We start from the raw sequence: 25331 nt of genomic DNA, 5'->3' as shown, positions 1-25331 counted from the left end.
GTTCAGCCTCGGATCGGACTTCGATCAATCATGGTCATGTGTCCAGAAACGTTAAAATTCCTCCCATCCCTCGTCAGGCTTGCGCGCCGCGGATGAACCGCCTGGCGAGGACGGCGTTTTCAAAGCTGTCGCCCGGGCGTCGCGCCTCGACTTTGCCGCCCCGGGTTTCATGCTCGATTGCCGCGCCGCCGTCATTTGAGCCGATGTTTGCCTCAGCGCCATGATCGACGAGTTCTGATTGACTTTGAACTCGCTCATGAGGTCTGAGAGCTGGTTCGTCTCCTCCGTCAGCGAGTGGCAAGCCGCCGTCGTTTCTTCCACCATCGCAGCATTTTGCTGCGTGGTCTGATCCATGCCGGCGATCGCGGTGTTGATTTGCTGCAGACCAGTGGCCTGCTCCTCAGAAGCACCGGCGATCTCGGCGATCATCTGATTGATGCCGACGACGTGGGAAATAATCTGCTCGAGAGTCTTGCCGCTTTCGGAAACGTAGCGTGCGCCCTGCTCGACCTGTCCGCTCGAAGTCGAGATGAGCATCTTGATTTCCTTCGCGGCTTCGGCTGAACGCTGCGCGAGCGCGCGGACCTCAGAGGCAACCACAGCAAATCCGCGTCCGGCATCGCCTGCGCGCGCGGCTTCGACACCTGCATTCAGTGCGAGCAGATTCGTCTGAAAGGCGATTTCATCGATCACACTAATGATCTGAGTGATCTGCCTTGAAGATTTCTCGATGTTGCCCATCGCATCGACCGCTTGGCGTACGACTTCGCGGCTCGATTCAGCAGCGTTCTTGGCTGCGGCGGCCGTATCGCGGGCGTGGGCGGCGCCCTCCGACGATTTCTTGACGGTCATCGTGATCTCTTCAAGAGCGGCGGCCGTTTCTTCGAGGCTGGCCGCCTGCTGCTCCGTGCGGCGAGAGAGATCGTCGGCGGCGGCCGCTATCTCGTGAGTTCCCGACGTCATCTTCTCAGAGCTTGCGATGACAGATTGCAGGGTCACATCGAACTGCTCGAGAGCCGCATTGAATTCCCGCTGCAGCTTGCGATAGGCATCCGGAAGATCGTCGGTCAATCGGAACGACAGGTCTTTTGCGGCGAGTTTGGCGACGGCTGCCCCAATAGAATTGGATACCATGGCGCGTTCGCGCCCGATCGCCTCCTCTTCGGCTTTTCGCTCCGCCTCGCGTCTCGCCTGCTCTGTCCGGATGCGCTCGGCTTCGGCGTCCTCTTCGTACTTGCGTCTCGCGTCCTCGGCGGCCTCGGCATACACAGAAATGGAGAAATCCATATCGAGCATCATTGCCTTGACGAGCGCGCCTAGGCATCGCCCAACATCCTCGGCGTCGTTTTTCTTCCGGCCAAGCGAAAAGCCGGTGGGCCACATGTCGTTGACGACCGCACGAATGAGGTGTTCGACCACGATCGCATAGCCGCCGATATACCACCGGGGCTCAAGGCCGATGCGTGCGTGCGTCTGGCCGACTTTTCGCACATTGGAAACGTAGCGCGCGTCGAAATCCGCATTGCTTATCGACGCCCAGTGGTTGACCTGGGCCGTCTTGGCCGCAACCATGTGCGTGTCGTTTTTGAAGAATCTCCGGGTTTCAGGAGTCTTGCGGATCGTTTCGTAAAACACGCCGAGCGCCACGGGCAGCTCGCGGTCGATGATGGGCTTAATACTACGGAGGCTTTTGCATCTCTCGTCGTCGAGTTGAATAAAGGACATGCGTTCGGCCAACCCGCCATCAGTTGCAGAAGCCGCGTTGTTATGCGCACCGTGACTCATATCACCCCCCGGGGTTATGCCCAATGTCCGTTTGCAATTCTCAATCTGATATCGCGCACTCTCGCTTTGCGGCTTTTCTTGCCCCGCGCCCCAACAATTCGCCGCGCAGCAGCCGAATAGAATCAGTGCGCTGATTGTGCGCTGATTTGCCGTTGCGCGGCGTGGCGATAATGAGGATCGATGATATTTTGGCGCGTTCGTTTGCGGCTGAAATGGAAGCCTAAGCGTTGCGCAATCAGATACTTTTGATCCGCAATTAACAGTGGACGGAAATCGATAATGGACGAGCTTCTGAACTGATCGGTTCCGTCGCCACGCTGATGGCTCGGCGCGAAGTCTAATCAGCGCGCCTATAGGCATCAGATCTTGCGCCAGCCATCGTCGCTCATGTGGAAGGCTGGCATCCGCCGCTCGATTGCCGGACCGCACTCGCCCGGCTTGTGCGGGATCCGCTAGGCTGGGATGGCGCTTCGCTCGTGACGCAAACGGCTGCCGAGCGATATCCACCAGAGACCGTGAAGCAAAAGGTCGATGCCAACGACGAGACCCAAAACCCACAAGCCGCTGACGGGCCATTTTGAAAGAATGACAAGGCCTGCCGCGATGCCTACTACCCCCGAGAACAGCAGCAGCCAACCGGCCCATTGCCAGTACTCGACCGCCTGGACGATACGTACGGCGCCCGAGGCGATGAGCGACAGGGCGAATACCAGAGCAAGTATGATGGAGGCGCGTCCAGGATCGGTTACGAGCATCAAGCCGCAGACGGCATATAGAGCGCCAATGAGGATCCTGAGCAAGAAGCCCCGCCAATGCGGTGCCGAGAACGCCTGGATTGCCTCTGAGACACCGGCGATGAGAAGCACGATGCCGATAACAACGGCGCTAATCACCGTCGCCGCGACGACGTCCCCCAGGAGGAAGAGGCCGGCCGCAACGAATACGGCGCCGAGAAGCATCGCTCCCCACCAGCTTGGACTTTCCGTTCCCGAATGAGATTCTAGAGTTGGCCTGAACGCCATGGCTATCTCCTAACGGACGAACAAAAACTTCTTAGTCGCGACCGGCGTCCCTGCTCGGCAGGAAACGCCGATCGCGTTCTTCAATGAACAAACTCAATTGAGCGCGATAACATCCTACTTGTCCGGCGTATCCGGGCTCTTCGGTGTGCTCATTTTCGGGACTTGGTTGGTCATGGAGTTCGTGGCGGGGAGTTTTCCTTCGTCGCCCATTCTGTGGGACGTACCTGCGGTGCCTTCGCCTGTGCCGGTACCAGCGCCCATTTCTGGAACTCGACTATTCACCGCGCCACTTGGCGGAAGTTTGCCTTCCTCGCCGAACGTGTGGCGCGCTCTGTCCGTTGCTGATTGATCTTCGGCGATTGCCAGTGTGGTCGCCGCGGATAGACAGAGCGCAGCGAATGCCGGAGCGATAATATACTTCATCATATTTGGACTCCTTGGTGATCGGCAGTTCCTCCAAGTGTCCCCCATCTGCTGCTAGTATAGCGCCCCATGTACGCAAGCTGTCTTATGTTTGTATTTAAAAATCGCGATAATTTTTGATCAGCGTTGCTCTCATTTCCATTCTATCATGCACCGGCAGCGTCATCACGAATGGCGGCAAAGTTGTTTGCGTTAATCCAGCGAGCCGTTGGCAAATTAATTGGGACACGAGCTTCGATCCTGTGCAGTGGAAAAATCCCGATTTGCGTTCCGAAAAACACCTGCTCACGCTGCTCAGCGTGATCGCCGGCATGACTGAACTCCTTGGATTTATAACGCTTGGCAATATCTTCGCCGCGCATATGACGGGTAATCTCGTATTGGTCGCGGCCGACCTCGTCAGCAGCGGGTCAATGAAAATTGCACAGGCACTCACCATTCCTATGTTTGTCTTGGCCATTGCAGGCACCTGGCTTATCGCAACACGATCGAAGGCATCCGGCGCTGCTCTCTTGCGTCTTTTACTCGTCACACAATTTGCATTCCTTGTGGCCGTTGTCGTTCTTGCGAACACGCTGCAACCCTCTTTGAACCCGCACCGGTTGTTGACCGGCATCGCCGCGATGATGGCGATTTGCGCCATGGGATGCCAATTTACGTTGCGTTATTTCTGCTTTCCCCAAGCGCCATCCACTGTTGTCATGACGTCAAATCTGGCGAACGCGGTGCTTAGCTTTGTCGGAGCAATTGCGCGAACACCGGCAAGCAATGCTGATATGCTGTCGTTCGAACGCCATTTTCGCCCGGTTTGCGGCTTTGTGATTGGAGGCGCGTCGGCTGCGCTTGCCGTCTATTTTATGGGTAGTTTCGCCTGGGTGTTACCGGCTGCCTGCGCCGCCATTGCCATTCAGCTTTGTCCGCGTCAGGACTAATTCGAGCACGCAAGTTAATCCATGACTTCGCCTTCCTACCGGAATAATCCTATTGCGGTCTGCCCTATGGTAACGTCACGTTCTGTCAGAAGCGGAGACTGATGCGATGTCCGAAACTGCGCAGCCTAGCGGACCTGACTTAACGAAAGGGATCTCGTTCTCAGATTTACCCGCCGGTGCAATGCTGCTCGGTCATATTGGCGACGAAGCGGTTCTGGTCGCCCGGCAGGGCGAAGAAATCTTCGCGATCGGCGCAATTTGTACGCATTACAATGGCCCCCTCGCCGATGGCCTTCTGGTCGCCGACACGGTCCGCTGTCCGCTGCATCACGCTTGCTTCAGCCTTCGCACTGGGGAGGCATTGCGCGCACCAGCGCTCAACCCGGTTTCTTGCTGGCGCGTCGATCGCGATGGCGACATGCTATTTGCCCGCGAGAAGATGAAAGTCGATCGCAAGCATGCGCGGAGCGACACCGAGTTGCGCTCGGTCGTCATCATCGGCGGCGGCGCGGCCGGCAATGCCGCCGCGGAGATGTTGCGCCGTTACGGATATGACGGAAGCATCACCATGCTGAGCGCGGACGATGCGTTGCCTTATGACCGGCCCAATCTGTCGAAGGATTTTCTCGCCGGGACCGCCCCTGCGGATTGGATCCCGCTTCGCTCGGCCGACTTCTACTCGAAAAGGCGGATTGACGTTCGCCTCGGTGCCCGGGTCGCGTCGATCGATGCGACTGGCCGCGTCGTAACGCTGGAGGATGGCGGTCGCTTCGAGTTCGACGCACTGTTAATCGCAACCGGAGCCTCTCCGGTTCGGCTCGACATTCCCGGCGCGAACCTCGCAAAGCTGCGCTACCTGCGCACACTCGATGACAGCATCGCACTCATTGACGAGGCGAAGACCGCTAAGCGTATCGCGGTGATCGGCGCCAGCTTTATCGGCTTAGAGACCGCTGCGGCGCTGCGCGAGCGCGGCCTCGACGTACATGTGATCGGGCCGCAATCACGGCCTCTGGAACGTGTTCTCGGTCCAGAGCTGGGCGACATGATCCGAGCCATTCACGAGGAGCACGGCGTCAAATTTCTGCTCGGCACGAGCGCGGCAGCAATCGACGAAAGGGGTGTCATTCTCAAGAGCGGAGAAGCTATCCAGGCGGACCTCGTCGTCGCTGGCATCGGAGTTCACCCTGATACGGCGTTGGCATCGCAAGCGGGCCTTCGCGTCGATAATGGTATAGTTGTAGACGAGTATCTGCGGACAACCGCGAACCGCATCTTCGCAGCCGGAGACATCGCTCGCTGGCCCGACCAGCATACGGGCTCTTCCATTCGCGTCGAACATTGGGTTGTAGCAGAGCGACAAGGGCAAACGGCTGCGCGCAACATGCTCGGGCACAACGAGCGTTTCGATGCCGTACCATTTTTCTGGAGCCAGCATTACGATGTCGCGATCCGCTATGTGGGTCACGCCGAACGCTGGGACAAGATTGAGATCGACGGCAATCCCGCAGCCCGCGATTGCAAGGTCACGTACTTCCAAGCGGGCCGAACGGTAGCAGTCGCTACGGTATCGCGCGATCTCGCGAACCTTCGCGCCGAGGTCGATCTGGAGCGGGAGATTTTTCAGCGCAGCCAGCTATAGTCAACGCCCCCCGAGCGAAGCGTCACTGTTCTGCATGGATTGATCAACACCTGGCGCTAAATCCTAGGATGGCGTGCTCGGCACAAATCTCCGGGTTTTGTTCAGAGAACATAAAGATGCTTGGCTAACACTGACCCCTCGCTTAAATGCCCCGGCATTCTGCGACAGGCTGCCGAACGACGGTACGCCAATCAATGCCGTGAAGAACGCTCGATCAGTTTGAGCCGAGGTGTAAGTACGCGCGACGCGGCGAACGAAGGGGCGAGCGCATCGTGGCCCGGCCGCCAAGCCGCACACCCTTGGATCCAAACCACGAAAGGATCTCGTCATGAAACTGAGACATCAAGTTCCCTCGACACTGCGCAATGACATAACTCGCTCAGGCGCCGTTCTCTTTGGCCCTTTGCACCGCGAGATCGATCGCTTGTTCGAGGATTTTTCGCAGGGCATCGCCGCCCAGCAGAAAATGATGCATCTGCTGCCAAACATCGACGTTGCCGAAAACAATAAGGAAATCGATATTACCGTCGAGATGCCCGGACTAGAACGCGGCGATGTCGACATGTCACTCGAAGACAACGTGCTGACGATCCGCGGCGAGAAGAAGATGGAATCCCATCGCGACGACAAGAATGTCTATGTCAGCGAACGCGCCTACGGAACGTTTCTTCGAACAATCGAACTACCGGCTGGCGTCGATTCATCGAAGATCAATGCGACGATGTCAGATGGCGTGCTGAAGATTACCATTCCGAAGCCAGCCAACATCGAAGCCAAGAAAATCGAAGTGAAAGAGGGCAAAAACGGAAAGCCATCTAGCCGCGCTTAGTAAGTCACGTCAGCATATGAGCGCAGCGCGAGCATGAACACCAAAATCCCTGCCGAATTTCGGCAGGGCTTTTCTGTCAGGCAAAGTGCGTGTCTATTCCGGAGACGCCAATACACTGCCAACGTCGGTCTTCTTGGATCCTGGCGGTGGCGAGAATACAAAAGTATCCGCGGTTAAACTTGGTGCCTTTTCCCAGGTGAATTCGTTGACCTGCAACGTCGCGGATGGATCGTCCACGTCGCCACTAACGAGCTTGCATGGGAGATGAGGTGCCGGCATCTCTAACGACACATCCCATTTCTCGACCATCGATGTCACAATGAAGCGATCGCATTCGCGTCCGCCGACGGTTCCCGCGCCCTTGGGGGTAATCTGAACAGAACTTAGTCCGTCTGACGCTTGATCGAGTGCTGCAAAGAAATCGAAGATACGCGCCTGAAATCCCATGAGACCCGCAATCAAGGACATGTTTCCCTGTACATTCGCGCGGGCCGCGACCTGCGCATACGACTTCTGAGCAATGTTATAAATCGTCAACACCGTACCATCGGAGACGTATTCATACGACGCGTTATGAGTCGAAACCTCGATCCGAAATTGATTGGGCTTCCGGACCAGAAAGTGTGCCGACCCTTCCGATTGGATGTTCAGGACGTTGCTGGAGGTATGGAACGAAGTTTTAAAGTCCATCGTCTGTTCGGCATCGACATGAGCGCGAAGGTCCTTGAGTGCCGGAGGAAGCGTTGAGGCACCACCCTGAGCTGCTGGAACGTCGTTCTCCGCCTCCATCGCCGTTTGCGCGCAGGCGGGGGATACAAATAAGCAAAACAGGACAAAAACGACTACGCGATTAAACATGGAACGACGCCCCAATTCTCATATTTATTTTTGCTTTATATTTGCGCCAATGACGAATTCAGCACAAGTGTTCTGACTATTCAAGAATGGCAGATGCGCATTAACATCGTTTAGATTTTGATTTTCTTCCGCAAACTTCTGAGCTTGTCGTCAATACGATGTGAAATTAGCGCTTCACTATTAATCTGCATGCGTTCTTTCCATCTCAGGCGCCGGACGAAAGCTGATGCGCGGGCCGGAACGCCGCTAAGGGTGCAGCATTAACTAGTGTTGGTTCTGCGCCCGCTCGGAGGGAACATGCATTTCCCAAAGATGCCTGTTCCCAGTCCTGATGTCTGGAAAGCCGGCCTACGCACAGCAGTCGCTGGCGGGCTCGCATACGGCGTCGCGGATTTTTTCGCCCTCCCCCAAGGTTTTTGGGCCGTCGTAACGGCCATTGTCATCATGGGGCAGCCCCGGGTCGGCGCATCACTCAGAGCCGGCGCCGATCGCTTTATCGGCACGATCGTCGGTGCGTTGGCCGGCTTTTTGGTTGCCATGATGACTCCGTCGACCGTGTTCGGCACGGCGAGCGGCTTAGTCGTTTCCATTGGCGTTCTTGGGATACTAGCAGCGCGCGATTCAAGCTTCCGTGTTGTGCCATGCCTTATATGCTTCGCGATATCGCACGCGAGGCGACGAGAATTTCAACCACGACACCTCCGTCTCGGGACTACCGGTCAGCGTCGTACTGGCGAATTGTCCTATGGAAAGAATTTCACCTAATTGTTGCTCCGCATGCGTTCCAAATCTTCGTTTGAGTCTCTCGCGATACTCACTATCGCCTGACGTCCGCACGCTATCCCAATAGCCGATCGCATCGAATACTTCCCTGCGAATGAGTAGGGAGGAATAATTCTCTTGAACGAAACTCGTAATACTGGTCGGCATCACGCGCCCACTGCACTCCATCCGGATCCATCTGGAAATATTGGATGCGGAATTCCCGCCAGCGGTAATCGCCTACATCTGAAGCGTCAATTTTTCGGGATGAGCGATGTCATCCGCGTCGTGGCATGTGATGAACTCCCCCGTTGCAACCGAAAGGGCCGCATTGCGTGATATATATGGGCCAACGTTCCGATCGTTGCGGCGAATTTTTACTCTCTGATCTTCCTGCGCCAATGCCGCGATCAAAGAGCCTGTTTCGTCGGTGCTTGCGTCGTCCGTGATAATGACCTCCACGTTGCGCCAAGTCTGATTCAAGATTGATTTCGTCGCGCGACGGATGCTCGATGCCGAATTGAAGGCGCTAATCAGTACAGTCACCAGCGGACCGCCTTCGAATTTCCCGGACGTGCGAAATTCGAATGGAATTTGCGCGTCGACCGGATTGAGACCGGCCGAGACGCCACTTGCCGCAAAGGCGTGTTCGATCCAACGCGCCCGTTCGGCAGCGCGCCTCGATAAATTTGCAGCCAGTAGAGACGTATCTTCCCTATCCGCGCTTTCTGCACGCTGGGTGCTCGCATCTGCGAGGCGGCGTCTCTTCGCTCCATTCGCCGGCTGCCGCGAAGCCCACTCATCGACCAAGCCAAGTGGAAACACCGCAACAATTTCTTCGATGTCGCAACCGTTCACGATCGCAAAGATATCGTCGAGCAGCGGACGCAGCGAGCCCCCGCCGCTGTGAGCGATCACCCAACGGATATCTTGAGCAAGCAACCGGCGCAGGCGCTCCAAGACGGCATCGCGGCGAACGTCATTGTCGAACAGGCGGCGAAGCACCAGGAGAGATTCGCGGAACTCCATTTCGGTTTTGGGTTTTCGGACCGGCGTTTGAGCAAGGGAGGTTCTGAAGGTCCATTCTTCGGAAAGGCGCTGAAGAACCCCAGATCGTCGAACCGAGCCAAGCACGTCCACCTCAGAAGTTATTCGCGTCGAGATCTCATTTCAAAATTCAAGATCGGATGTCCACGCCTGAACAAACGCGGCGCGCCGCTATTGCTCGGTGTCACATTCGAGTTTGAAACGATGTTGTCCCAAAAGGGATAGCCGATGACGTAATGCGAAAAGCTATCCACGGAATTTTATGCTCACCCCGCGAACTTCTGTAGATACCTGCGAAAGGATCGATCATGCTCACCCAGTACGACCAATCAAAAACTGTTCCCGCAATTGGGGCAGGCGAGCGAAAACAGCTGATACGATACTGTAAATGGCGCGTTTCACAGTTACAGTATGCACCTCCAAGCGGCTCCAAATGCTTAGCCGCGCGCTGGAGAGCTTGAGCCAGCTTTCAGTCCCGAATGGTTCCTCCCTTTCCATCGTCGTCGTGGAAAACGATCACGAGCAACGGTCGCAAAGCGTCGTCGATCAATTTCGCAGTTCGCACGCAATTCCCATAACTTATTATTTCGAACCAAAAATCGGCATCCCGCACGCGCGAAATCGCGCGATTGAGGTCGCAATCGCCGGGAATTGCGATTGGATCGCGATGCTCGACGATGACGAATACGCGCCGCCGGATTGGCTGCTTCGGCTGTTCGACGGGTGCACCCGATTCGGCGCAGACGTTGCGACCGGCCCGGTAACGCAGGTGACCGATAGCGAGCCGCCCCACTGGTGGAAGCCGATTCCGCAATCACGACGGGTGACAGGTGAATTCCGGCGGGACGCTTATACGAACAACGTCCTATTCAATTCCCGCATTGTTGAACGCGATGGGCTGGGCTTACGCTTCGACGATCGTCTTACATTCGGCGCCGAGGACGTTGATTTCTTCAGGCGCGCGCATGCGAAAGGCGCACGCATCGTATTCGTCGCGGAGGCGATGGTTATCGAAACCGTACCAGCCTCCCGGCTGACGCTCAGGCGCATTTTGCAGCGCACATACATGGTCGCAGCGGCGGCTGTATTTCTCGACATCATGCGCGACGGCTATCCGAAAACCGCAGCCAAGCGCTTGCCGCATGGCGTGAGGCGGATCTTCATCGGTATCTTATTGATGCTCGCCGGCGCGTGTCTCTGGCCGTTGCGGAGGTTTGCGGGCGAAAAAACAATGCTGAAGGGCATGATCAGCGTCACCAAGGCGTGGGGAAACCTCTCGGGCTTTTTCGGAAGAACATCGACCTATTACCAACGTGTCGATGGCGCGTGAGCACGCCGCGTACCGGCGGCTAAGCTAGGCCGGCTTCGCCGATCACCCCTTTACCTCGCGCTCTGAGTGCATCGGCTGCTTCGCACTAAACCTCCGTGCTCAAAATCGAAGCATTTTTCTCAATTGCTTCAGGCCGATTTGCGGTTAGTGTGCAGCGCCAATTGCGGGAATGCCATGCGAACCAATCTCAGCATCAATTCACGACGCCTGTGGGACAGTTTGATGGAGACCGCCAAGTTCGGCGGCACCGGCAGAGGCGGCATCCGCCGTCTCGCTCTCTCGGATGAGGACCAGAAGGTCCGCGACTGGTTCAAAGCCCAGTGCGAAGCGCTTGGCTGCACGGTTCGTGTCGACGAGGTTGGCAATATGTTTGCCGTGCGGCCCGGCCGCAACAACGACCTGCCGCCGATTGCCATGGGTTCGCATCTCGATACTCAGCCGACCGGCGGCAAGTTCGACGGCATTCTCGGCGTGCTTGGCGGGCTCGAGGTGATGCGCACGCTCCACGAACAGGATTATGAGACGAACGCACCGATCGAGATCGTCAATTGGACGAACGAGGAAGGTTCGCGATTTCCCCCGGCCATGATGGCATCCGGCGTCTTCGCGGGAGCGTTTCCGGCGGAATACATCTACCAGCAGACCGATCGGGACGGCGTCACCTTTCTCGAAGAGCTTGAACGCATCGGATATCGCGGCCCGATGAAGGTAGGCGACCACACATTCTCGGCCATGTTCGAGCTTCACATCGAGCAGGGACCGATCCTCGAAAACGAGCAGAAGATGATCGGCGTTGTCACCGGCGTGCAGGGCATGCGCTGGTACGAGGTAACGGTCAAAGGCGTCGATGCCCATACCGGTGCTACGCCAATGTACCTGCGGAAGAACGCGCTTGTCGGCGCGGCCCGCATAATCGATGCCGTGGACGCGATCGGCCAGAAGCATCAGCCGGGCGTCGCAACTGTGGGCCTCATTGAAAACAAGCCCAACAGCCGCAACGTCGTGCCAGGCGAAGTCTTCTTCACCATCGACCTGCGCCATCCCGACGAGGAAGCCCTTGACATCATGGAAGCGGAGTTGCGTGCGGCTCTTAAAGCCAACCTCCCTCCTCTGCAGTTGAGCTACGAGGAAAAGCGGATCTGGTCGTCGCCGGCGGTAAAGTTCGCGCCGGAGTTGATCGATTGCGTACGCCACGCGGCCGGCAAGTCGAGCTTCGCAATGCGCGATATGGTGTCGGGCGCAGGCCATGACGCGGCATACATCGCCCGCGTCGCCCCGACGACGATGATCTTCGTGCCGTGCGAAGGCGGCCTCAGTCACAATGAGGCGGAATCGACAAGCATGGACGAGTGTGCCGCGGGCGCGCAGGTGCTGCTCGATGCGGTGCTCGCATACGATGAGATACTGGCGAGCGAAACGCGAAAATGATCGAGAGCCCGGTGCCTTGTCGGGACGGGCGTTTCGTTACACTCACTTGTCACAGACTTGGGATAAGCGACCCCTAACCGATCATCACCGGTCGGCTTTCTTTGGGGGACTACTCATGAAATTCACGACAGCGCTCGCTCTGGCTGCTTTCAGCTTCTTTGGAACCGGCTTGGCAACGACGGACGCCTTCGCAAAGGCCAAGCCGCACAAAGCTGCGCATCATCACAAGGCGAAAAAAGACAAGAAGAAAGACTGCAAGGGCGCCTTCAAGTACTGGAAGGGCGGCAAGTGCGAAGATTCGCGCAAGAAGAAATAGCGGCAAGATCGACCCCGGAGGCCACTCACGGGGTCGATCGACCTTTCACGACCGGCGGCCGAAGAGCGATCAGGCTCGCCACAGGGCGCCGAGAACGAAGCCCGCTGCCGCCGCCATGGCGAGCGTCGTATAGGGCTCATTTTTCATCGATTTATTGATCGCGCGCTTGAATTCGGCGCCGACGCTTTGGAGATCGTCAAATGCCGAGACGGCGAAATCGGCAGTTTGATCGATATTTTGCTTAGCGACGCTCGTGGCGCTGCGGACCGTCGCGGTCACATCTGGTTGAGAAGCCATCGAAACTCTCCCTAACAGCTATCGTCAGGGAAATGACTGATCGTGGCGCTTTGTTCCCGTTTGGAACCGCCGCAATGCCTCTCATCGACGCCTGCGCCGGCCTACATGGGACAATTCGCGAAAAAGCCCGTGACGTCGCCATCACGGGCAGGTTTTGCGTCGTCTTTTTGAGGAATTAAGCGTGGCTAGCGAATGAACTGGTTGACGAAATCGGCTCCGAGGCCAACCTCTTCGTAGTGCTTGCGGCAAGCTTCGATGAGTTGGAAGTTGTCTTCGACAAGCGTGACTTTATCCTTCTCGTCGATGTAGAGCGTCGCGCCCTGGATGAAGAACAAGGTCTGCATTTCATCGCCGCTGTCGCATGTCAGCGTGTGCGTTTCGCCGGGCGGCTCCATAACGTAGGAGCCTTCGGTCGCGCGCCATGTATGCTCGAGATACCGCCAGCTGCCCTTCAGGACGAAACCGTGCACGGGCGACGGGTGACGGTGGCGCGAGAGAACGCCGCCCTTTTTGACACGCAGCACTTCGCCGTGTGCGCCGGAGTTCATGTCGAAAAACAGCGGTCGGAACCAGACGTTCGGCTCCAGGAGCACCCAAATGCGCTCGTCCTTCACGGGCAGCACAACCAGCTCCGGGATCATTCCAAGATGAGCCAGCTGAGGAGGGTCGAAGGTGACGTGTTCAGATTTAACCGGCGCGATAAGTGTCATCAGCAGAACCTCTCAGGAAACGCGTGGAGTGTCGGCAACGATCGGATGGAACTCGCCGCGGAAGAAGACCAAGGGGTTGCCCTCCGGAGCGCGCCGCATTTTCACAACTTCGCCGACAACGATTTCGTGATCGCCGCCATCGTATGTGGTCCACAGGCGGCACTCGAATGTTGCGATGGCATCCGGCAGCACGGGGCAGCCCAATGATCCGCGATACCATTCGACGCCGTCGAAGCGATCTGCGATCGGAGCCGCGAAACGCTTCGCGAGTTCGACGTGCTCGTGACGAAGGACGTTCACGCAGAACGATCCGCTGCCCTTCACAAGACCGACGCTGGCCGCGCCTTTGCGGACGCTGTAGAGGACGAGCGGCGGCGTCAGGCTGACAGGCTGGAACGATGATGCCGTCAATCCGAAGCGCGCACCTTCTTCCGTCGTTCCCGTGATGATCGTGATGCCCGTTGCAAAGCAGCTGAGGGCCTTGCGCAGGTTCAACGGGTCGTCGGGCGAGATCCAATCGTCTGCAGCCATCATTCTGCGGCGACCTTCCTGGCTTGAAGCTCGGAATTCAACTTCGCGATGATCCGCTCTTTGCCTGCGTCGTCGAGCTTGCCCAGCTCAGTCATCAGAACGGGCTCGTCGACCTTCTGATTCCACCAGTCGATCGCTTCGGCCCCGAACAGGCCCCATTTGCCGATGAGTTGCGCGGTGACTTCGTTGGACGGCGCCATGATCCAACCGGCCTTCGAGTCGCGCACGAGACGCTCGAGCTCGAGGTCGCGCATATAGCCTCGGCCGCCGCAGGCCTGGAGCATCTTGTCTGAGACTTCGAATGCGAACCGCGTCGAAAGAAATTTCGCCTTGAAGCACCATAACGCGTATTCGGAGCGCGGCATCGCTTTTGGGTCTTCGTAGTAAATGTCCCAGCGGCCGCCGTCTGTCGCGTCGTCCAAAGCCTTTGCGACGGAGTAGGCATACAAGCGCGAGGCTTGGGCATCCATGATCGCACGGCCGAACACGTCCTGAATCGTCGGATAGTCGGCGACGCGGCGGCCATATTGCACATGGGCCTTGCGTGTCACGTGTCTTTTGGCAACGTCGATACAGGCGAGCCCGACGCCGTTATACGAGCCCGCATACATGAGCATCGCGAGCGGATCGATCGCCTCGTCGTTGGACATCGCTCCATCGCCCGGCCAGCCGACGATGCGGTTCAGCGGAACGACCGTGTCGATCTCGACTGGGCCGGACTGGTTGCCGTGCATGCCCATCGCGTCCCACTTGCCGGCGGAACCCTGCACTTCATTCTTGTAAAAGAGGAATACGGAAAGGTTGCCGTAGTTGCCGTCGAAGTCCGGGCTCGTCGTCTGAGAGATATACCAGTCGGCGTAGCCGGACGACGTCGTCCAGGCGGCTTTCTTGTGCACGTGCCAGCCGTCTTCGACGCGTTTCGCACCCGACATTTTGGGGTACCAGAAATGTCCGCCGGTTTCGGGGTCGGTGTATGACGCGGTGCCGATGAGGCATTCGCTGTCGATCCGCGACAGCAGGCTCTCGATCTCGGTGTTGCCTTTGGCGCGATAGACGAGCCCGGCGACGGCCACCATATGCATCATGTAGATCAGCGCGGTGGACGGACAGCCATACCTTGCGATCGTCTCGGCGATCATCGTGATCCCGACATGATTTTCGCCTCGGCCGCCCATTTCCTTTGGCACGATGGCAGCCAGAAGCCGCAGCTTGGCTAGCGCTTCGATGTTTGCGCGCGGATAAGCGCTCGTCTTATCGCACTCGATCGCGTTCGGCCGCAGGACCTTGTGGCAAACCTCGATCAGCTCACGGCGAAGCTGTTTTTGCTCTGCAGTTAAAAACCAGTCCGGATTGAACTCTGCATCCAGTCCGTAATAGGCGCTATCGCCCCACATTGTCGTCATGCTCATCTCCCGCGAGCGGCCACCTCGCCCTTGCGGGGGGATGATGGGCGGGAGAAGAGGCGCCGGTCTCTCGGAATATTGCGAATTTTGCTCAGGAAAGGGCGCGGCGGCGCCATTCACGGGGAGGCATGCCGACGTGGCTAAGGAAAACCTGGCCGAAATGGCTCTGGCTTTCGAATCCGACCAGCGAGGCGACGTCGATGATGGTCGTGGTGCGGCTCAGGAGCAATTCCTTGGCGCGTTCGATACGCAGCCCGACGAGCCAGCGGTGGGGCGGCGTTCCGACGGCCGTCTTGAACGCTCGTACGAAGTGGAAGCGGCTTAACCCTGCAGCTCCCGCCAGGTCGTCGAGCGAGATATCTTCCGAGAGGCGATCCTCGACGAGCGACAGCACGCGGCGCAGTTGACGCGCCGTCAACGCGCCAGCCGTGCTCGCGCCTGGCTTTCCATCTTTCTGGCAATGGCGGAACAGGATGCGGCGCGCGATGACATCGGCGGCCATATCGAAGAAAAGCGGCGAAATGCTTGCGGGACGCTGCATTTCTTCGGTGAGCGCCAGGATCGTATGACGAAGCGGCGTGTCCGTGAACGCGAGGCGATCGGAGATGTCTGCGCGGCCGTTGCCGGCCTCAGCCGCAATCCTGTCGAGAAAATCAGCGTGCAGGAATACGTGCGCTTCTTCCGTCGGCCGGTCCCAGCGCCACACGTTGCTGCGCTCCGCTGCCATGATCAGGGATTGACCGGGCAGAACACGTCCTTTGACCTTTTCCCCGCCGAGGCACGCTTCGATGACCAACGGTCCACCGAGCGCAACCGAGACGTAATGAAAAGGGAGCTTCGGACATTCGACTTCTTCCGCCAAGCCGTCGAAGCGGAAATGACCGATTGCCAGAACCGGCGAGGCCGCGAAGCTCTGAGGCCTCACTGGGCTTCCGCCGAGTTTGCCTATCCACGCTTTCGCCGACAAAATATCGGGATGGCCATCACGCGGGGGCGCAGAGCTATCGGGCAAATTCATCATTGCGAAATTATGCCTTGCAAATTTCGCCTGACAAGTTGAAATTTTAGGCGTGACTAATCAAAGGCCTGGGGGAACGCAAATGCCGGCGTCAATTGAGAAGGCGGCGACGGCTTCGGAGGACGAAGATCTGACGCCGACGCGCGTTGGTGCGGAAATTCGCGACCTCCGAAAAGCCAAACGGCTGACGATAAAGGAGCTTTCCCTCGCGACTTCGTTGTCGATCGGGCATCTGAGTGAGATCGAGCGTGGAATTGCTTCTCCCGGCATCAAGACGTTGCATGATATTGCCAAGGCGCTTGGCGTCACCATCGGATGGTTTCTGCACAACGCAGAGGGTGGAGACCCGGACGAGCGCGACTATATCGTGCGCGCGGGCAACAGGCGTACGCTGCGCTTTTCGTCGGGGATAACCGACGAGCTGCTGTCGCCCAATCTGCGCGGGCAGCTTGAGTTGCTGATGTCGCGATTTCCGCCCGGATCAACGGAGGCCGGAACGCCCTATACGCATAATGGCGAAGAGGCCGGGCTGATCCTCGCCGGGTCGCTCGAACTGTGGATCGGCGAACAATCGTTCATGCTGCGAGAAGGCGATAGCTTCAGCTTTCCTTCGACAACGCCTCATCGCTACCGCAATCCGGGCAGCGTAGAGACCGTCGTCGTCTGGGCAATCACACCGCCGTCCTACTGACTCTCAAAACATTGGCGCTCAGAAGATGGGTGGCGTGCACGCGCAGGCCACAACCGCTTCGGTCTTGCCGACGTTGCGCAACCAATAGGGCACGCGCCCGAAAAGCTGATAACCACCACCTTTGCGCAGGCGGTACGTCTCGCCGCCGACTTCGACTTCGATCGTCCCTTCGATGACCAGGACCGCGGTTTCGCCGTCGTAAATAATGGGATCGTCGCCAGTGCCGGCGCCTGGCTTATAGCGCTCAATGAACATTTGAAGCCTCTTGTCCCGGCGCTCACCGCCGAGAACGCGAAGATCGGCGGCGCCGCGGGAGACGACGGCGAGATCCTCCGCATTGTAAAAAAGTGCGTTTTTCTGCGACACCGGCAATGCGAAGAAATCCGCGAGTGAGATCGGTATCGCCGTCAGCAGACGATGAAGCGACGCAAGTGATGGTGCGTGGGTTTCCTGCTCTATTGTCGATACGGTCGCGTTGGTGACGCCCGCTCGCTTGGCGAGTTCGCGTTGCGAAAGGCCTGCTGCTTCGCGCACCTGCTTGAGACGGGACCCAACCGCAAGCTCGCTTGCCTCCGCGCGTGCGCGAGCCTTCGCGGTGACCGCAACTACCGCTTTTTTTCGCTCAGCCATCGTCTTCCCATCCACGCGAATGTCGGTGTTTCGCAAATACGCTCCAGCGCTTGCGCGTAACCCACGTCATCACGTTTGGATGCCGGGTCGTCAACGCTCCAGATCGACATCGCGAAGCGCGACGGCGATCATATTTTTATGGCGCTATGTTCGATAAATTTATACACTGAGGCTCTGAACTCAGCAACGGAGTAGAGACCAATGGCGGCTCTGGACGATTTCGCATTCCTGTCCGGCAAGATCTACGTCGGGGGCAAATATGTTGCCAGCCGAGCGAGCGAACGTTTCGACGTCATCGATCCGGCGACGGAGGATAAGCTCGGGTCGATCGCCGACTGTCCCGACGACGAAGTCGACCACGCCATCGACGTCGCGAATGACGCGCGCGGCGTTTGGATGGCGATGGACGCGCGAAGCCGCGCCGTCATTCTGCACGACATTGCGTCGGCGCTTCGTCAAGGCAGCCGCCCGTTCGCCGAATGCCTGACGCGCGAAGAAGGCAAGCCCTTCAAAGAATCCACGGACGAGGTTTCGTGGTGCGCGACCGCAATCGATTATTACGCCGAACTCGCACGGCACGAGACCGGACGCCTCGCTGGCGCTACGGTTCCCGGGCAGTTTCATTTCAGCGTGAAGGAGCCGCTCGGCACGATCGTCATCATCCTGCCGTTCAACTATCCGCTCGTTCTGTTGTGCTGGGAAGCCGCGGCGGCGCTGGCGGGCGGAAACTCCGTCATCATCAAGCCGCATGAACAGACAAGCCTGACCACGCTCAAATTCATGGAAGTTTTCGCGGGTCTGCCGGCTGGGTTGCTGCAGGTCGTGACAGGCGGCGCGCGCGTCGGCCAGCGCCTCATCGCGAGCCCGAAGACGCATGGCGTTGCCTATACTGGTTCCGTTGCTGTCGGTCAGGCCGTGGCGCGGACGTGCGCGGAGAGTTTCAAACCGAGCCTCATCGAAGCTTCCGGCAACGATCCGTTTATCGTCATGCCGTCAGCGCCGCTCGACATGGCCGTCAGAGGCGCCGCCTTCGCCGCGTATCTCAATTGCGGTCAGGTCTGCACGTCGGCTGAGCGGTTCTACGTTCATGAAGACATTCACGACGCCTTCGTCGAAGGGCTTGTCGCCGAGGCGCGCAAGCTTCGCATCGGCAACGGTCTCGGCGCCGTCGATCTCGGCCCGCTCGCGACCAGCCGTCAGCGCGATCGTTTCGAAGGGCTGATCGCGCGCGCGCGCCAACAGGGCGCCAAGGTGGAAACGGGCGGCGGACGTCCCGCAGCGCTCAACCGCGGCTGGTTCGTCGAGCCGACCGTTCTGTCCGGCGTCACTCCCGATATGGAGATTCTCAACGAAGAGCCGTTCGGTCCCGTCGCGCCGATCTGCAAGGTGAAGAGTTTCGACGAAGCCATCACGCTCGCCAATCGCTCTCGGTTCGGGCTCGGCGCTAATCTCTATTCGCTCGATATGGATGAAGCCTTCCGCGCAGTGCGCGAAATCGAATCCGGCATCCTCTGGGTCAACGCGCCTCTACTCGACAATGACGCCCTGCCCTTCGGCGGACGGAAGCTTTCAGGAAGCGGCCGTCAGCTTGGACCGGAGGGCCTTGCGCAATTCCAGAATACCAAGTTCGTGATGATCGATCCGAAAGCTTCGAACCAGGACTTCTGGTGGTTCCCGTATTCCAAGGCGGAAAGCTTCGAGCCGGCGAAGTCGTAATATCGCGACCGCTTTTCTTTCTTGCTAACGGAGCGGGGGCTTCATGCGGCCAGGCGTTGCCATGTTATGGATGGTGACGGCCCGGTCCCGGGGCCCCCGCAGTCTTTCCCTTCGCTTCACCGAGGATTTTGCACGGATGAAAATTCTTCTCGTCACTGCGCATCCGCGCTCCGACTCGCTCACCTATGCCGTTGCCAAGGCTTTCGCCGAAGCTGCAAAGAAGAACGGACACGAAATCGAAGTTGCCGATCTCACGGCCGAATCATTCGACCCCGTACTACGTGAACCCGATGAACCCGACTGGGCTGATTCCAACAAGGTCTATTCGGCTGCGGTTCAAAGCGAGATGGCGCGAATTGAACGTAACGACGCGACCGTGATGATCTTTCCGGTATGGTGGTGGTCGATGCCGGCCCTTCTCAAGGGCTGGATCGACCGCGTTTGGAATAACGGTTGGGCTTACGGCGATAAGAAATATCCGCAGTCGCGCGCCTGGATGCTCGCCATCGCGGGAAGTTCAGCAGAGACCTACGCAAAACGCGGCTATGACGACGCGATGCGCACGCAGCTCGAAGTCGGCATCCTAGGTTATTGCGGGATTGCCGAGACGCGGCTCGAAATTCTGTTCGACGCAATTGAAGGACCGCCGGGGCCGGAGAACATTCTCGCGGCCGCGCGGCGACTAGGTTCTGAATTCTAAACCCGCTCAGCTTTTGATGCGTTCGCTCTTCGGGTCGTACCAGGGCGCAAGCTGCGCGCGTGCCGGATAGCGCTTCCACGCGACTTCGACTTCGAGCGGTGCAGCGGCGAGCCACGCAGCGTCGACGCCCTCTTCGCAGCGCACGTAGCCCATGCCGAGCGACGCGCCGATACGGTGGCCGTAGCCGCCAGACGTGATCGAACCGATCACCTTGCCGTCCCGCCAGATCGGCTCCTCGTGATAGAGCAACGGCGCGTCATCGCCTTCGAGTTGGATTTGCACCAACCGTCTTTTCAGCGGACCGCTGTCGCGCTGCTTCAGGAGCGCCTCGCGGCCGATGAAGCCACCCTTCTTGTCCCAGGCGACAGCGAACCCGAGCCCGCCTTCGAGCGGGGTGTCGTCTTCGCCGATGTCGTGGCCCCAGTGCCGGTAGCCTTTCTCCATGCGCAGCGAATTCATCGCGAAATAGCCGGCCTGCTTCAGGCCAAAGGCTTTTCCTGCTTCGACAAGAACATCGAAGATGTGCTGGGCGAATTCGGCCGGCATCAGAATCTCGAAGCCGAGCTCGCCGACGAAGGTCACGCGGTTCACGCGCGCCTTGGCGTATCCGATCTCGATTTCGCGGCTGGTGCCGAACGGAAATGCGGCGTTCGAGAGGTCCGCATTCGAGATGGAGCTTAGAAGCTCGCGCGACTTCGGGCCCATCAGCGCCAGCATCGGCAGTCCGGAAGAGATGTCGCGCGCGAAAACGTGCGCGTCTTTCGGCAGGTGCCGCGTCAGCCACGCAAAATCGCGAACCTGCGATACTGCAATCGAGACAACCATGAAGGACGTTTCAGAGAGGCGCGTGACGGTGACGTCCGCCTCGATGCCGCCGTGCTCGTTCAGCCACTGCGTATAGACGAGACGGCCGACTGGAACGTCGATATCGTTGGCGCAAATGCGATTGAGCGCGGCACAGGCGTCACGGCCGTCGACTGCGAATTTTGTGAAGCAGCTGTGGTCGAACAAGGCGACTGCGTCGCGCGTCGCCCGGCACTCTTCCGCTGCCAGGTTGAACCAGTTCTGGCGTCCGTAGCTGTATTCGATTTCGGGCTTCGTTCCCGGTGCACCGAAGAAGCCGGGACGTTCGAAGCCTGCGGCCTCGGTCATGAACGCGCCTTGCGCGATCAGCCTGTCGTGGAACGGGCTGCGGCGGACGTTGCGCGCCGTTTCGAACTGCCGGTAGGGCCAGTGCATATCGAAAAGCAGGCCGAGCGTTTCGGTCGTCCGGTCATAAAGATATTTGCTGTTCGACTGGAACGGCATCATGCGGCGAACGTCGACGTCCGTCAGCTCGACCGGCGGACGGCCGTCGCGGATCCATTGCGACAATGCCTTGCCGACGCCGCCGGACGACAGAATGCCGATGGAATTGAAGCCGCATGCGCAGAAGAGATTCTCGACCTCCGGCGTTTCGCCAAGCAGATACCGGTCATCGGGCGTGAAGCTCTCGGGACCGCAGAAGAAAAGCTGAATGCCTGCATCCGCGAGCATCGGTACGCGGTTCATCGCCCTTTCCAATATCGGCTCGAAATGCTCGAAGTCCTCGGGCAGAGAGTCGAAGCAGAAGTCGGGCGAAATGCCTTCATGTCCCCACGGCTTGGCATTCTTCTCGAAGCAGCCGAGCAAGATCTTGCCAGCGTCCTCTTTGTAATAGGCCTCCTCGTCGGTGACGAAGAGAACGGGTAGATCGCGCGGCAGGTTCGGCAGCTGTTCGGTGACGATGTAGAAATGCTCGGCGGCGTGGAGCGGAAGCGATACACCGCTCAGCGCGGCGAGATCGCGCGACCACATTCCGCCGGAGATGACGACCTTATCAGCGCGAACTTCGCCCTGATCGGTGATCGCGCCAACGGCGCGGCCGCCTTCGATGAGGATGCGTTCGACGCGAACGTTCTCGAGGATCGTTGCGCCGGCTTTGCGCGCACCCTTCGCCATCGCGATCGTCACGTCGACGGGATTGACCTGCCCGTCTTTCGGCGCCCAAAGGCCACCGACGAGGCCGTCTGTGTTCAATGGCGACCAGCGCTCCTTGAGTTCTTCCGGCCGCAAGACCTCAACGGGCAGACCGAAATTTCTCGCCATCGAGGCGCCGCGCTTCAACTCTTCGAAACGGCCTTCCGTTTTCGCCGCGCGGAGCGCACCGTTCTGACGGAAGCCGGTTGCCTGGCCTGTTTCGGATTCGAGGCTGGCGAAGAGTTCGCCCGTGTATTTCGCCAGCTCCGTCATGTTGCGCGTGGCGCGGAGCTGGGTGACGAGGCCGGCTGCGTGCCAGGTCGTGCCGCACGTCAGCTGCTTGCGTTCGCAAAGCATGACATCGGTGATGCCGAGCTTCGCCAAGTGATAGGCAATCGAGACGCCGGCTACGCCGCCCCCGACAATCAGAACCTCGACGCGATTCCGGAACGACGACATAAAACCTACCTATCGACTGATTTTCCCTCCGCAGATCTTCATCTGTCATCGTGAAATTTTCAATCGAAATTTTCACATATGTGATTTTTCTTGACGTATTTTATTTTTTGCCGCGGCGTGAAAGTCCGTACCAGACGTAGGCGAGACCAACGGCCGTGAACACCGAAGCCGCCAATACGAACGACGCGACCGCGATCTGAGGTGTCGCGCTCGAGCGGAGCGACAGCCAAAGCATAACCGGCAATGTCTGCGTTTCGCGCGTCGTCAAGAACAGCGCCATGATGAATTCATTCAGTGACGTGATGAATGCAAACAGGCCTGCCGAGACGATGCCGGTCATCGCGACGGGCATGATGACGTTGAAGAACGCCTTGAGCGGCGGCGCGCCGAGATCGCCAGCCGCCTCCATCAAACTCTTGTCGAGCGTTTCGAACGTCGGCACGAGAACCGTGATCGCCAACGGAAGCGCCCAAAGCGTGTGTGCGCAAGCGACGAGGAATTTGGAGCCGAACAGATCGTATCCGAACAGACTGACCGAGCCGAGAGCCATCGCCACCGATATGCCGAGCACGACGCCTGGTACAAAGAGAGGTAAGATCAAAAGCGTTTGCAAGACAGGCCGGGCTTTTTTGCCATTCGCCAGTGCGTAAGACGCCGGCAGCGCCAGGATCATCGACATGAAAGCGGTCAAAACCGCGATGTGGAGTGAGTTCCAGGCGGCGTTGATCCACTGTGCGTCGTTGAAGAACTGGGCAAACCAGCGTCCGGAAAAGCCGCGGATCGGAAAGCGGATGACGTTGTCGTCGCTGAACGCCATGACTGCTGTGATGCCGAGCGGAACCAGCACGTACAGAATGAAGATCGCCGCAAAAGCGCGATGGAGATATCCGAAGGCGCGGTCCTCAAGCATGGCTCGATGCCTTTCTATGCCGGAGCCATTGCGCCACGAGCGCCGTCGCAGCGATGATCGCAATCAACACGACGGAAATCGCGGCGGCCATCGGCCAGTTGCGGCGCGTCAGCATCTGAAGTTGGATTTCGTAGGGCATCGTCCAGAGCGAATCCGGTCCGAGCGCGTTCGTGGTCGCGTAGATGCCCATCGTGAAGACGAACGCCTGCGTGAACGCTGCTGCGATGCCGCCTTTTGAGAGGGGCAGGAGGACCGTGAAGAAGGTTCGTAGTGGCGATGCGCCAAGGTCGCCGCTGGCGGTCAGAAGATTGCGATCGATCCCGTTCAGAACGCTCAAGATCGAGAAGAAGCAATATGAAATCGAGATGTAGGATAGGCCGACGATCGCCGCGATCTGTGTGCCGAGGAGGTTGACCTTCTGATCGCTGAGCCCGGTCGAGATCAGCGCGTAGGAAAGAAGACCGTTCGAAGGAAAGAACATCCGCCATCCGATGATGACAGAGACCTCGGAGATCAACATCGGCGCGATGGCTATGGCGAGCAGCATAACCTTATTGCGCCCTTCGCGCAGCCAAACGAATTGCGCGAAGAAAAATGCGGCGACGACGGTGACAGTAGCGGTAACCAACGAGATGTAGATCGTTCTGCCGATCATGGCGAGCATGTTGGGCTCGGTCATCACGACCAGATAGTTCTGCAGCGACCATGCCTCGACATAGATCCCTTGCGCGGGATGTATGTTGAAACTCATGCGCAGCAGATAGAGCAGCGGCCAGCCGAAAGCGAAGACGATAAACACCAGCGTCGGCAGCATCAGCCATGGGATGCTCGGCAGTGCTGCCGAGACCTTTGAGCGGCTCGGCACGATGTCAGCCTCGACAGTCATGAGTTCGGAAAATAGGTTGCGTCGGCTGTCTTCCAGCCAACCTTGACCATGTGGTCGGGGCCGACGGCCGGAGCTGCCGGGCTATCGAAGAAAAGATTGCCGCGATCCGTCTCGGCATGGATTCGATATATGCCGCCGAGGTACTCGACCGATGTGATGCGCGCCAGGACCTCGTTTTCGGCGCCGGCTCCGTTGACCAATCCGAGGCTCGTCGGACGGATGAAGACTTTTCCGGCTGCCACATCCGGGCCAGTTCCGCCGAGAGCGGGCGGCAGCCGCAGCGAACAGGACTCGCCGACGAAGGCGTAGACGAATTCGCTCGCGGGTCTTTCGAATATTTCGATGGGCGAACCGATCTGCTCGATTTTGCCCTTGTTCATGACTGCGATGCGATCGGAGAGCGCCATTGCCTCGCTCTGATCGTGCGTCACGAAGACAGCCGTATAGCCCAGCTCTTCATGAAGGCGGCGGATCTCAGAGCGCAGCTCGAGCTTCAGTTTCAGATCGAGCGCGCTCATCGGCTCGTCAAAAAGCAATATGCTTGGTTCGACGACCATGGCGCGCGCCAGCGCCACGCGTTGGCGCTGGCCGCCCGACATCTCTGCCGGATAGCGCTGGCTAAAACTCTCCATCCTCACGACATCGAGGATGCGCTTCACGCGCGGGGCGATATCGCCCTTCGATACGCCGCGCATCTTCAATCCGTAAGCGACGTTTTCCGCCACCGTGAGGTGAGGAAACAACGCTCCGGATTGAAAGACGGTGGCGGTATCGCGCTTGTGACTCGGCAGGCGATCGACTCTGCGCCCCATGATTTCGATGATGCCGCCGTCAGGACGATCCATCCCGCCTATGAGACGGAGTGTGGTCGTCTTCCCGCAGCCGCTCGGGCCGAGAAGAGTGAGAAACTCACCCTTCTCGACCGAGAGATCGATTTCATCGACTGCGGCGTGATTTCCATAACGCCTGACGACACGTTCCAACCGAAGGGCGCAAACCATATTCAGT

The 25331-nt window shown here is 58.6% G+C and carries 25 protein-coding genes; 10 read left to right on the top strand and 15 right to left on the bottom strand.

The features are described from left to right. Positions 1–51 precede the first annotated feature (51 nt). The 3 genes from K2Q04_RS02540 to K2Q04_RS02530 all read right to left on the bottom strand — a co-directional run bounded on the left by K2Q04_RS02540 (position 52) and on the right by K2Q04_RS02530 (position 3233). Complete coding sequence (locus tag K2Q04_RS02540; protein WP_291158805.1) at positions 52–1785, bottom strand: globin-coupled sensor protein; 1734 nt, start codon at positions 1783–1785, stop codon at positions 52–54. 452 nt (positions 1786–2237) lie between these two features. After that, positions 2238–2807 carry an HdeD family acid-resistance protein gene (locus K2Q04_RS02535; RefSeq protein WP_291158801.1) on the bottom strand — a complete coding sequence of 190 codons (570 nt, stop codon included), beginning with the start codon at positions 2805–2807 and terminating at the stop codon, positions 2238–2240. A gap of 114 nt (positions 2808–2921) precedes the next feature. After that, positions 2922–3233, bottom strand: a complete 312-nt coding sequence (locus K2Q04_RS02530) for a hypothetical protein (RefSeq protein WP_291158799.1) — start codon at positions 3231–3233, stop codon at positions 2922–2924. A 113-nt stretch (positions 3234–3346) separates the two neighbouring features. Between K2Q04_RS02530 and K2Q04_RS02525 the strand changes: the two genes are divergently transcribed. The 3 genes from K2Q04_RS02525 (at position 3347) to K2Q04_RS02515 (ending at position 6633) form a co-directional block, all read left to right on the top strand. Continuing rightward, complete coding sequence (locus K2Q04_RS02525) at positions 3347–4162, top strand: YoaK family protein (protein ID WP_291158796.1); 816 nt, start codon at positions 3347–3349, stop codon at positions 4160–4162. Positions 4163–4268: 106 nt separating this feature from the next. Then, entirely contained in the window at positions 4269–5804 is a 1536-nt protein-coding gene (locus K2Q04_RS02520; RefSeq protein WP_291158793.1) for an FAD-dependent oxidoreductase, read from the top strand. A 328-nt stretch (positions 5805–6132) separates the two neighbouring features. Beyond that, complete coding sequence (locus K2Q04_RS02515) at positions 6133–6633, top strand: Hsp20/alpha crystallin family protein (protein WP_291158790.1); 501 nt, start codon at positions 6133–6135, stop codon at positions 6631–6633. A gap of 93 nt (positions 6634–6726) precedes the next feature. Here the strand turns inward: K2Q04_RS02515 and K2Q04_RS02510 are convergent, their stop codons facing one another. Then, positions 6727–7491: a DUF2092 domain-containing protein gene (locus tag K2Q04_RS02510; protein WP_291158787.1), complete on the bottom strand. Its 765-nt coding sequence runs from the start codon at positions 7489–7491 to the stop codon at positions 6727–6729. Positions 7492–7788: 297 nt separating this feature from the next. Here K2Q04_RS02510 and K2Q04_RS22160 point away from each other — a divergent pair, with 297 nt between their 5' ends. Beyond that, positions 7789–8256: an FUSC family protein gene (locus tag K2Q04_RS22160; RefSeq protein WP_366935733.1), complete on the top strand. Its 468-nt coding sequence runs from the start codon at positions 7789–7791 to the stop codon at positions 8254–8256. A gap of 237 nt (positions 8257–8493) precedes the next feature. On the opposite strand, the gene K2Q04_RS02505 is transcribed toward K2Q04_RS22160, so the two are convergent. Continuing rightward, entirely contained in the window at positions 8494–9282 is a 789-nt protein-coding gene (locus K2Q04_RS02505) for a glycosyltransferase family 2 protein (protein WP_291158784.1), read from the bottom strand. A 406-nt stretch (positions 9283–9688) separates the two neighbouring features. On the opposite strand from K2Q04_RS02505, the gene K2Q04_RS02500 reads away from it, so the two are divergent. From K2Q04_RS02500 to K2Q04_RS02490, 3 genes are all read left to right on the top strand, one after another. Further along, positions 9689–10630 carry a glycosyltransferase gene (locus K2Q04_RS02500; RefSeq protein WP_291158781.1) on the top strand — a complete coding sequence of 314 codons (942 nt, stop codon included), beginning with the start codon at positions 9689–9691 and terminating at the stop codon, positions 10628–10630. Positions 10631–10804: 174 nt separating this feature from the next. Beyond that, entirely contained in the window at positions 10805–12058 is a 1254-nt protein-coding gene (locus tag K2Q04_RS02495) for a M20 family metallo-hydrolase (protein WP_291158778.1), read from the top strand. Between the two features lie 115 nt (positions 12059–12173). Then, positions 12174–12374 (top strand): hypothetical protein, encoded by a 201-nt coding sequence (locus tag K2Q04_RS02490; protein ID WP_291158775.1) that lies wholly within the window; start codon positions 12174–12176, stop codon positions 12372–12374. A gap of 69 nt (positions 12375–12443) precedes the next feature. Here the strand turns inward: K2Q04_RS02490 and K2Q04_RS02485 are convergent, their stop codons facing one another. From K2Q04_RS02485 to K2Q04_RS02465, 5 genes are all read right to left on the bottom strand, one after another. After that, a complete protein-coding gene (locus tag K2Q04_RS02485) occupies positions 12444–12671 on the bottom strand; it encodes a hypothetical protein (RefSeq protein WP_291158772.1) in 228 nt (75 codons plus the stop codon). A 185-nt stretch (positions 12672–12856) separates the two neighbouring features. After that, entirely contained in the window at positions 12857–13381 is a 525-nt protein-coding gene (locus K2Q04_RS02480; RefSeq protein ID WP_291158769.1) for a 2,4'-dihydroxyacetophenone dioxygenase family protein, read from the bottom strand. A gap of 12 nt (positions 13382–13393) precedes the next feature. Continuing rightward, entirely contained in the window at positions 13394–13915 is a 522-nt protein-coding gene (locus K2Q04_RS02475) for a flavin reductase family protein (protein ID WP_291158765.1), read from the bottom strand. After that, entirely contained in the window at positions 13912–15315 is a 1404-nt protein-coding gene (locus K2Q04_RS02470; RefSeq protein ID WP_291158762.1) for an acyl-CoA dehydrogenase family protein, read from the bottom strand. Before K2Q04_RS02470 ends, K2Q04_RS02475 begins: the two co-directional genes overlap by 4 nt. Positions 15316–15406: 91 nt before the next feature. Next, positions 15407–16240: an AraC family transcriptional regulator gene (locus K2Q04_RS02465; protein ID WP_291158759.1), complete on the bottom strand. Its 834-nt coding sequence runs from the start codon at positions 16238–16240 to the stop codon at positions 15407–15409. A gap of 175 nt (positions 16241–16415) precedes the next feature. Between K2Q04_RS02465 and K2Q04_RS02460 the strand changes: the two genes are divergently transcribed. Continuing rightward, positions 16416–17024 (top strand): cupin domain-containing protein, encoded by a 609-nt coding sequence (locus K2Q04_RS02460; RefSeq protein ID WP_291158756.1) that lies wholly within the window; start codon positions 16416–16418, stop codon positions 17022–17024. Positions 17025–17042: 18 nt separating this feature from the next. On the opposite strand, the gene K2Q04_RS02455 is transcribed toward K2Q04_RS02460, so the two are convergent. Then, the gene (locus tag K2Q04_RS02455) at positions 17043–17654 is read right to left on the bottom strand and encodes a helix-turn-helix domain-containing protein (RefSeq protein ID WP_291158753.1); all 612 of its coding nucleotides are present in this window, start codon (positions 17652–17654) and stop codon (positions 17043–17045) included. A 201-nt stretch (positions 17655–17855) separates the two neighbouring features. On the opposite strand from K2Q04_RS02455, the gene K2Q04_RS02450 reads away from it, so the two are divergent. Together K2Q04_RS02450 and K2Q04_RS02445 are read left to right on the top strand one after the other, a co-directional pair. After that, entirely contained in the window at positions 17856–19370 is a 1515-nt protein-coding gene (locus K2Q04_RS02450) for an aldehyde dehydrogenase family protein (protein ID WP_291158750.1), read from the top strand. A gap of 136 nt (positions 19371–19506) precedes the next feature. Continuing rightward, the gene (locus K2Q04_RS02445; RefSeq protein ID WP_291158747.1) at positions 19507–20070 is read left to right on the top strand and encodes an NAD(P)H oxidoreductase; all 564 of its coding nucleotides are present in this window, start codon (positions 19507–19509) and stop codon (positions 20068–20070) included. A 6-nt stretch (positions 20071–20076) separates the two neighbouring features. On the opposite strand, the gene K2Q04_RS02440 is transcribed toward K2Q04_RS02445, so the two are convergent. The 4 genes from K2Q04_RS02440 to K2Q04_RS02425 form a co-directional block, all read right to left on the bottom strand. Continuing rightward, positions 20077–22527, bottom strand: coding sequence for an FAD-dependent oxidoreductase (locus K2Q04_RS02440; protein ID WP_291158745.1), 2451 nt, complete (start codon positions 22525–22527; stop codon positions 20077–20079). 100 nt (positions 22528–22627) lie between these two features. Continuing rightward, positions 22628–23437 (bottom strand): ABC transporter permease, encoded by an 810-nt coding sequence (locus K2Q04_RS02435; protein WP_291158743.1) that lies wholly within the window; start codon positions 23435–23437, stop codon positions 22628–22630. After that, positions 23430–24323, bottom strand: a complete 894-nt coding sequence (locus K2Q04_RS02430; protein ID WP_291158740.1) for an ABC transporter permease — start codon at positions 24321–24323, stop codon at positions 23430–23432. Before K2Q04_RS02430 ends, K2Q04_RS02435 begins: the two co-directional genes overlap by 8 nt. Next, positions 24320–25324, bottom strand: coding sequence for an ABC transporter ATP-binding protein (locus tag K2Q04_RS02425; RefSeq protein ID WP_291158738.1), 1005 nt, complete (start codon positions 25322–25324; stop codon positions 24320–24322). Before K2Q04_RS02425 ends, K2Q04_RS02430 begins: the two co-directional genes overlap by 4 nt. Positions 25325–25331 lie beyond the last annotated feature (7 nt).

Origin of the sequence: Hyphomicrobium sp. (assembly GCF_019753045.1) — a bacterium.
Lineage (GTDB): Bacteria > Pseudomonadota > Alphaproteobacteria > Rhizobiales > Hyphomicrobiaceae > Hyphomicrobium_B.
This window is presented reverse-complemented; position numbering and strand designations above follow the sequence as displayed.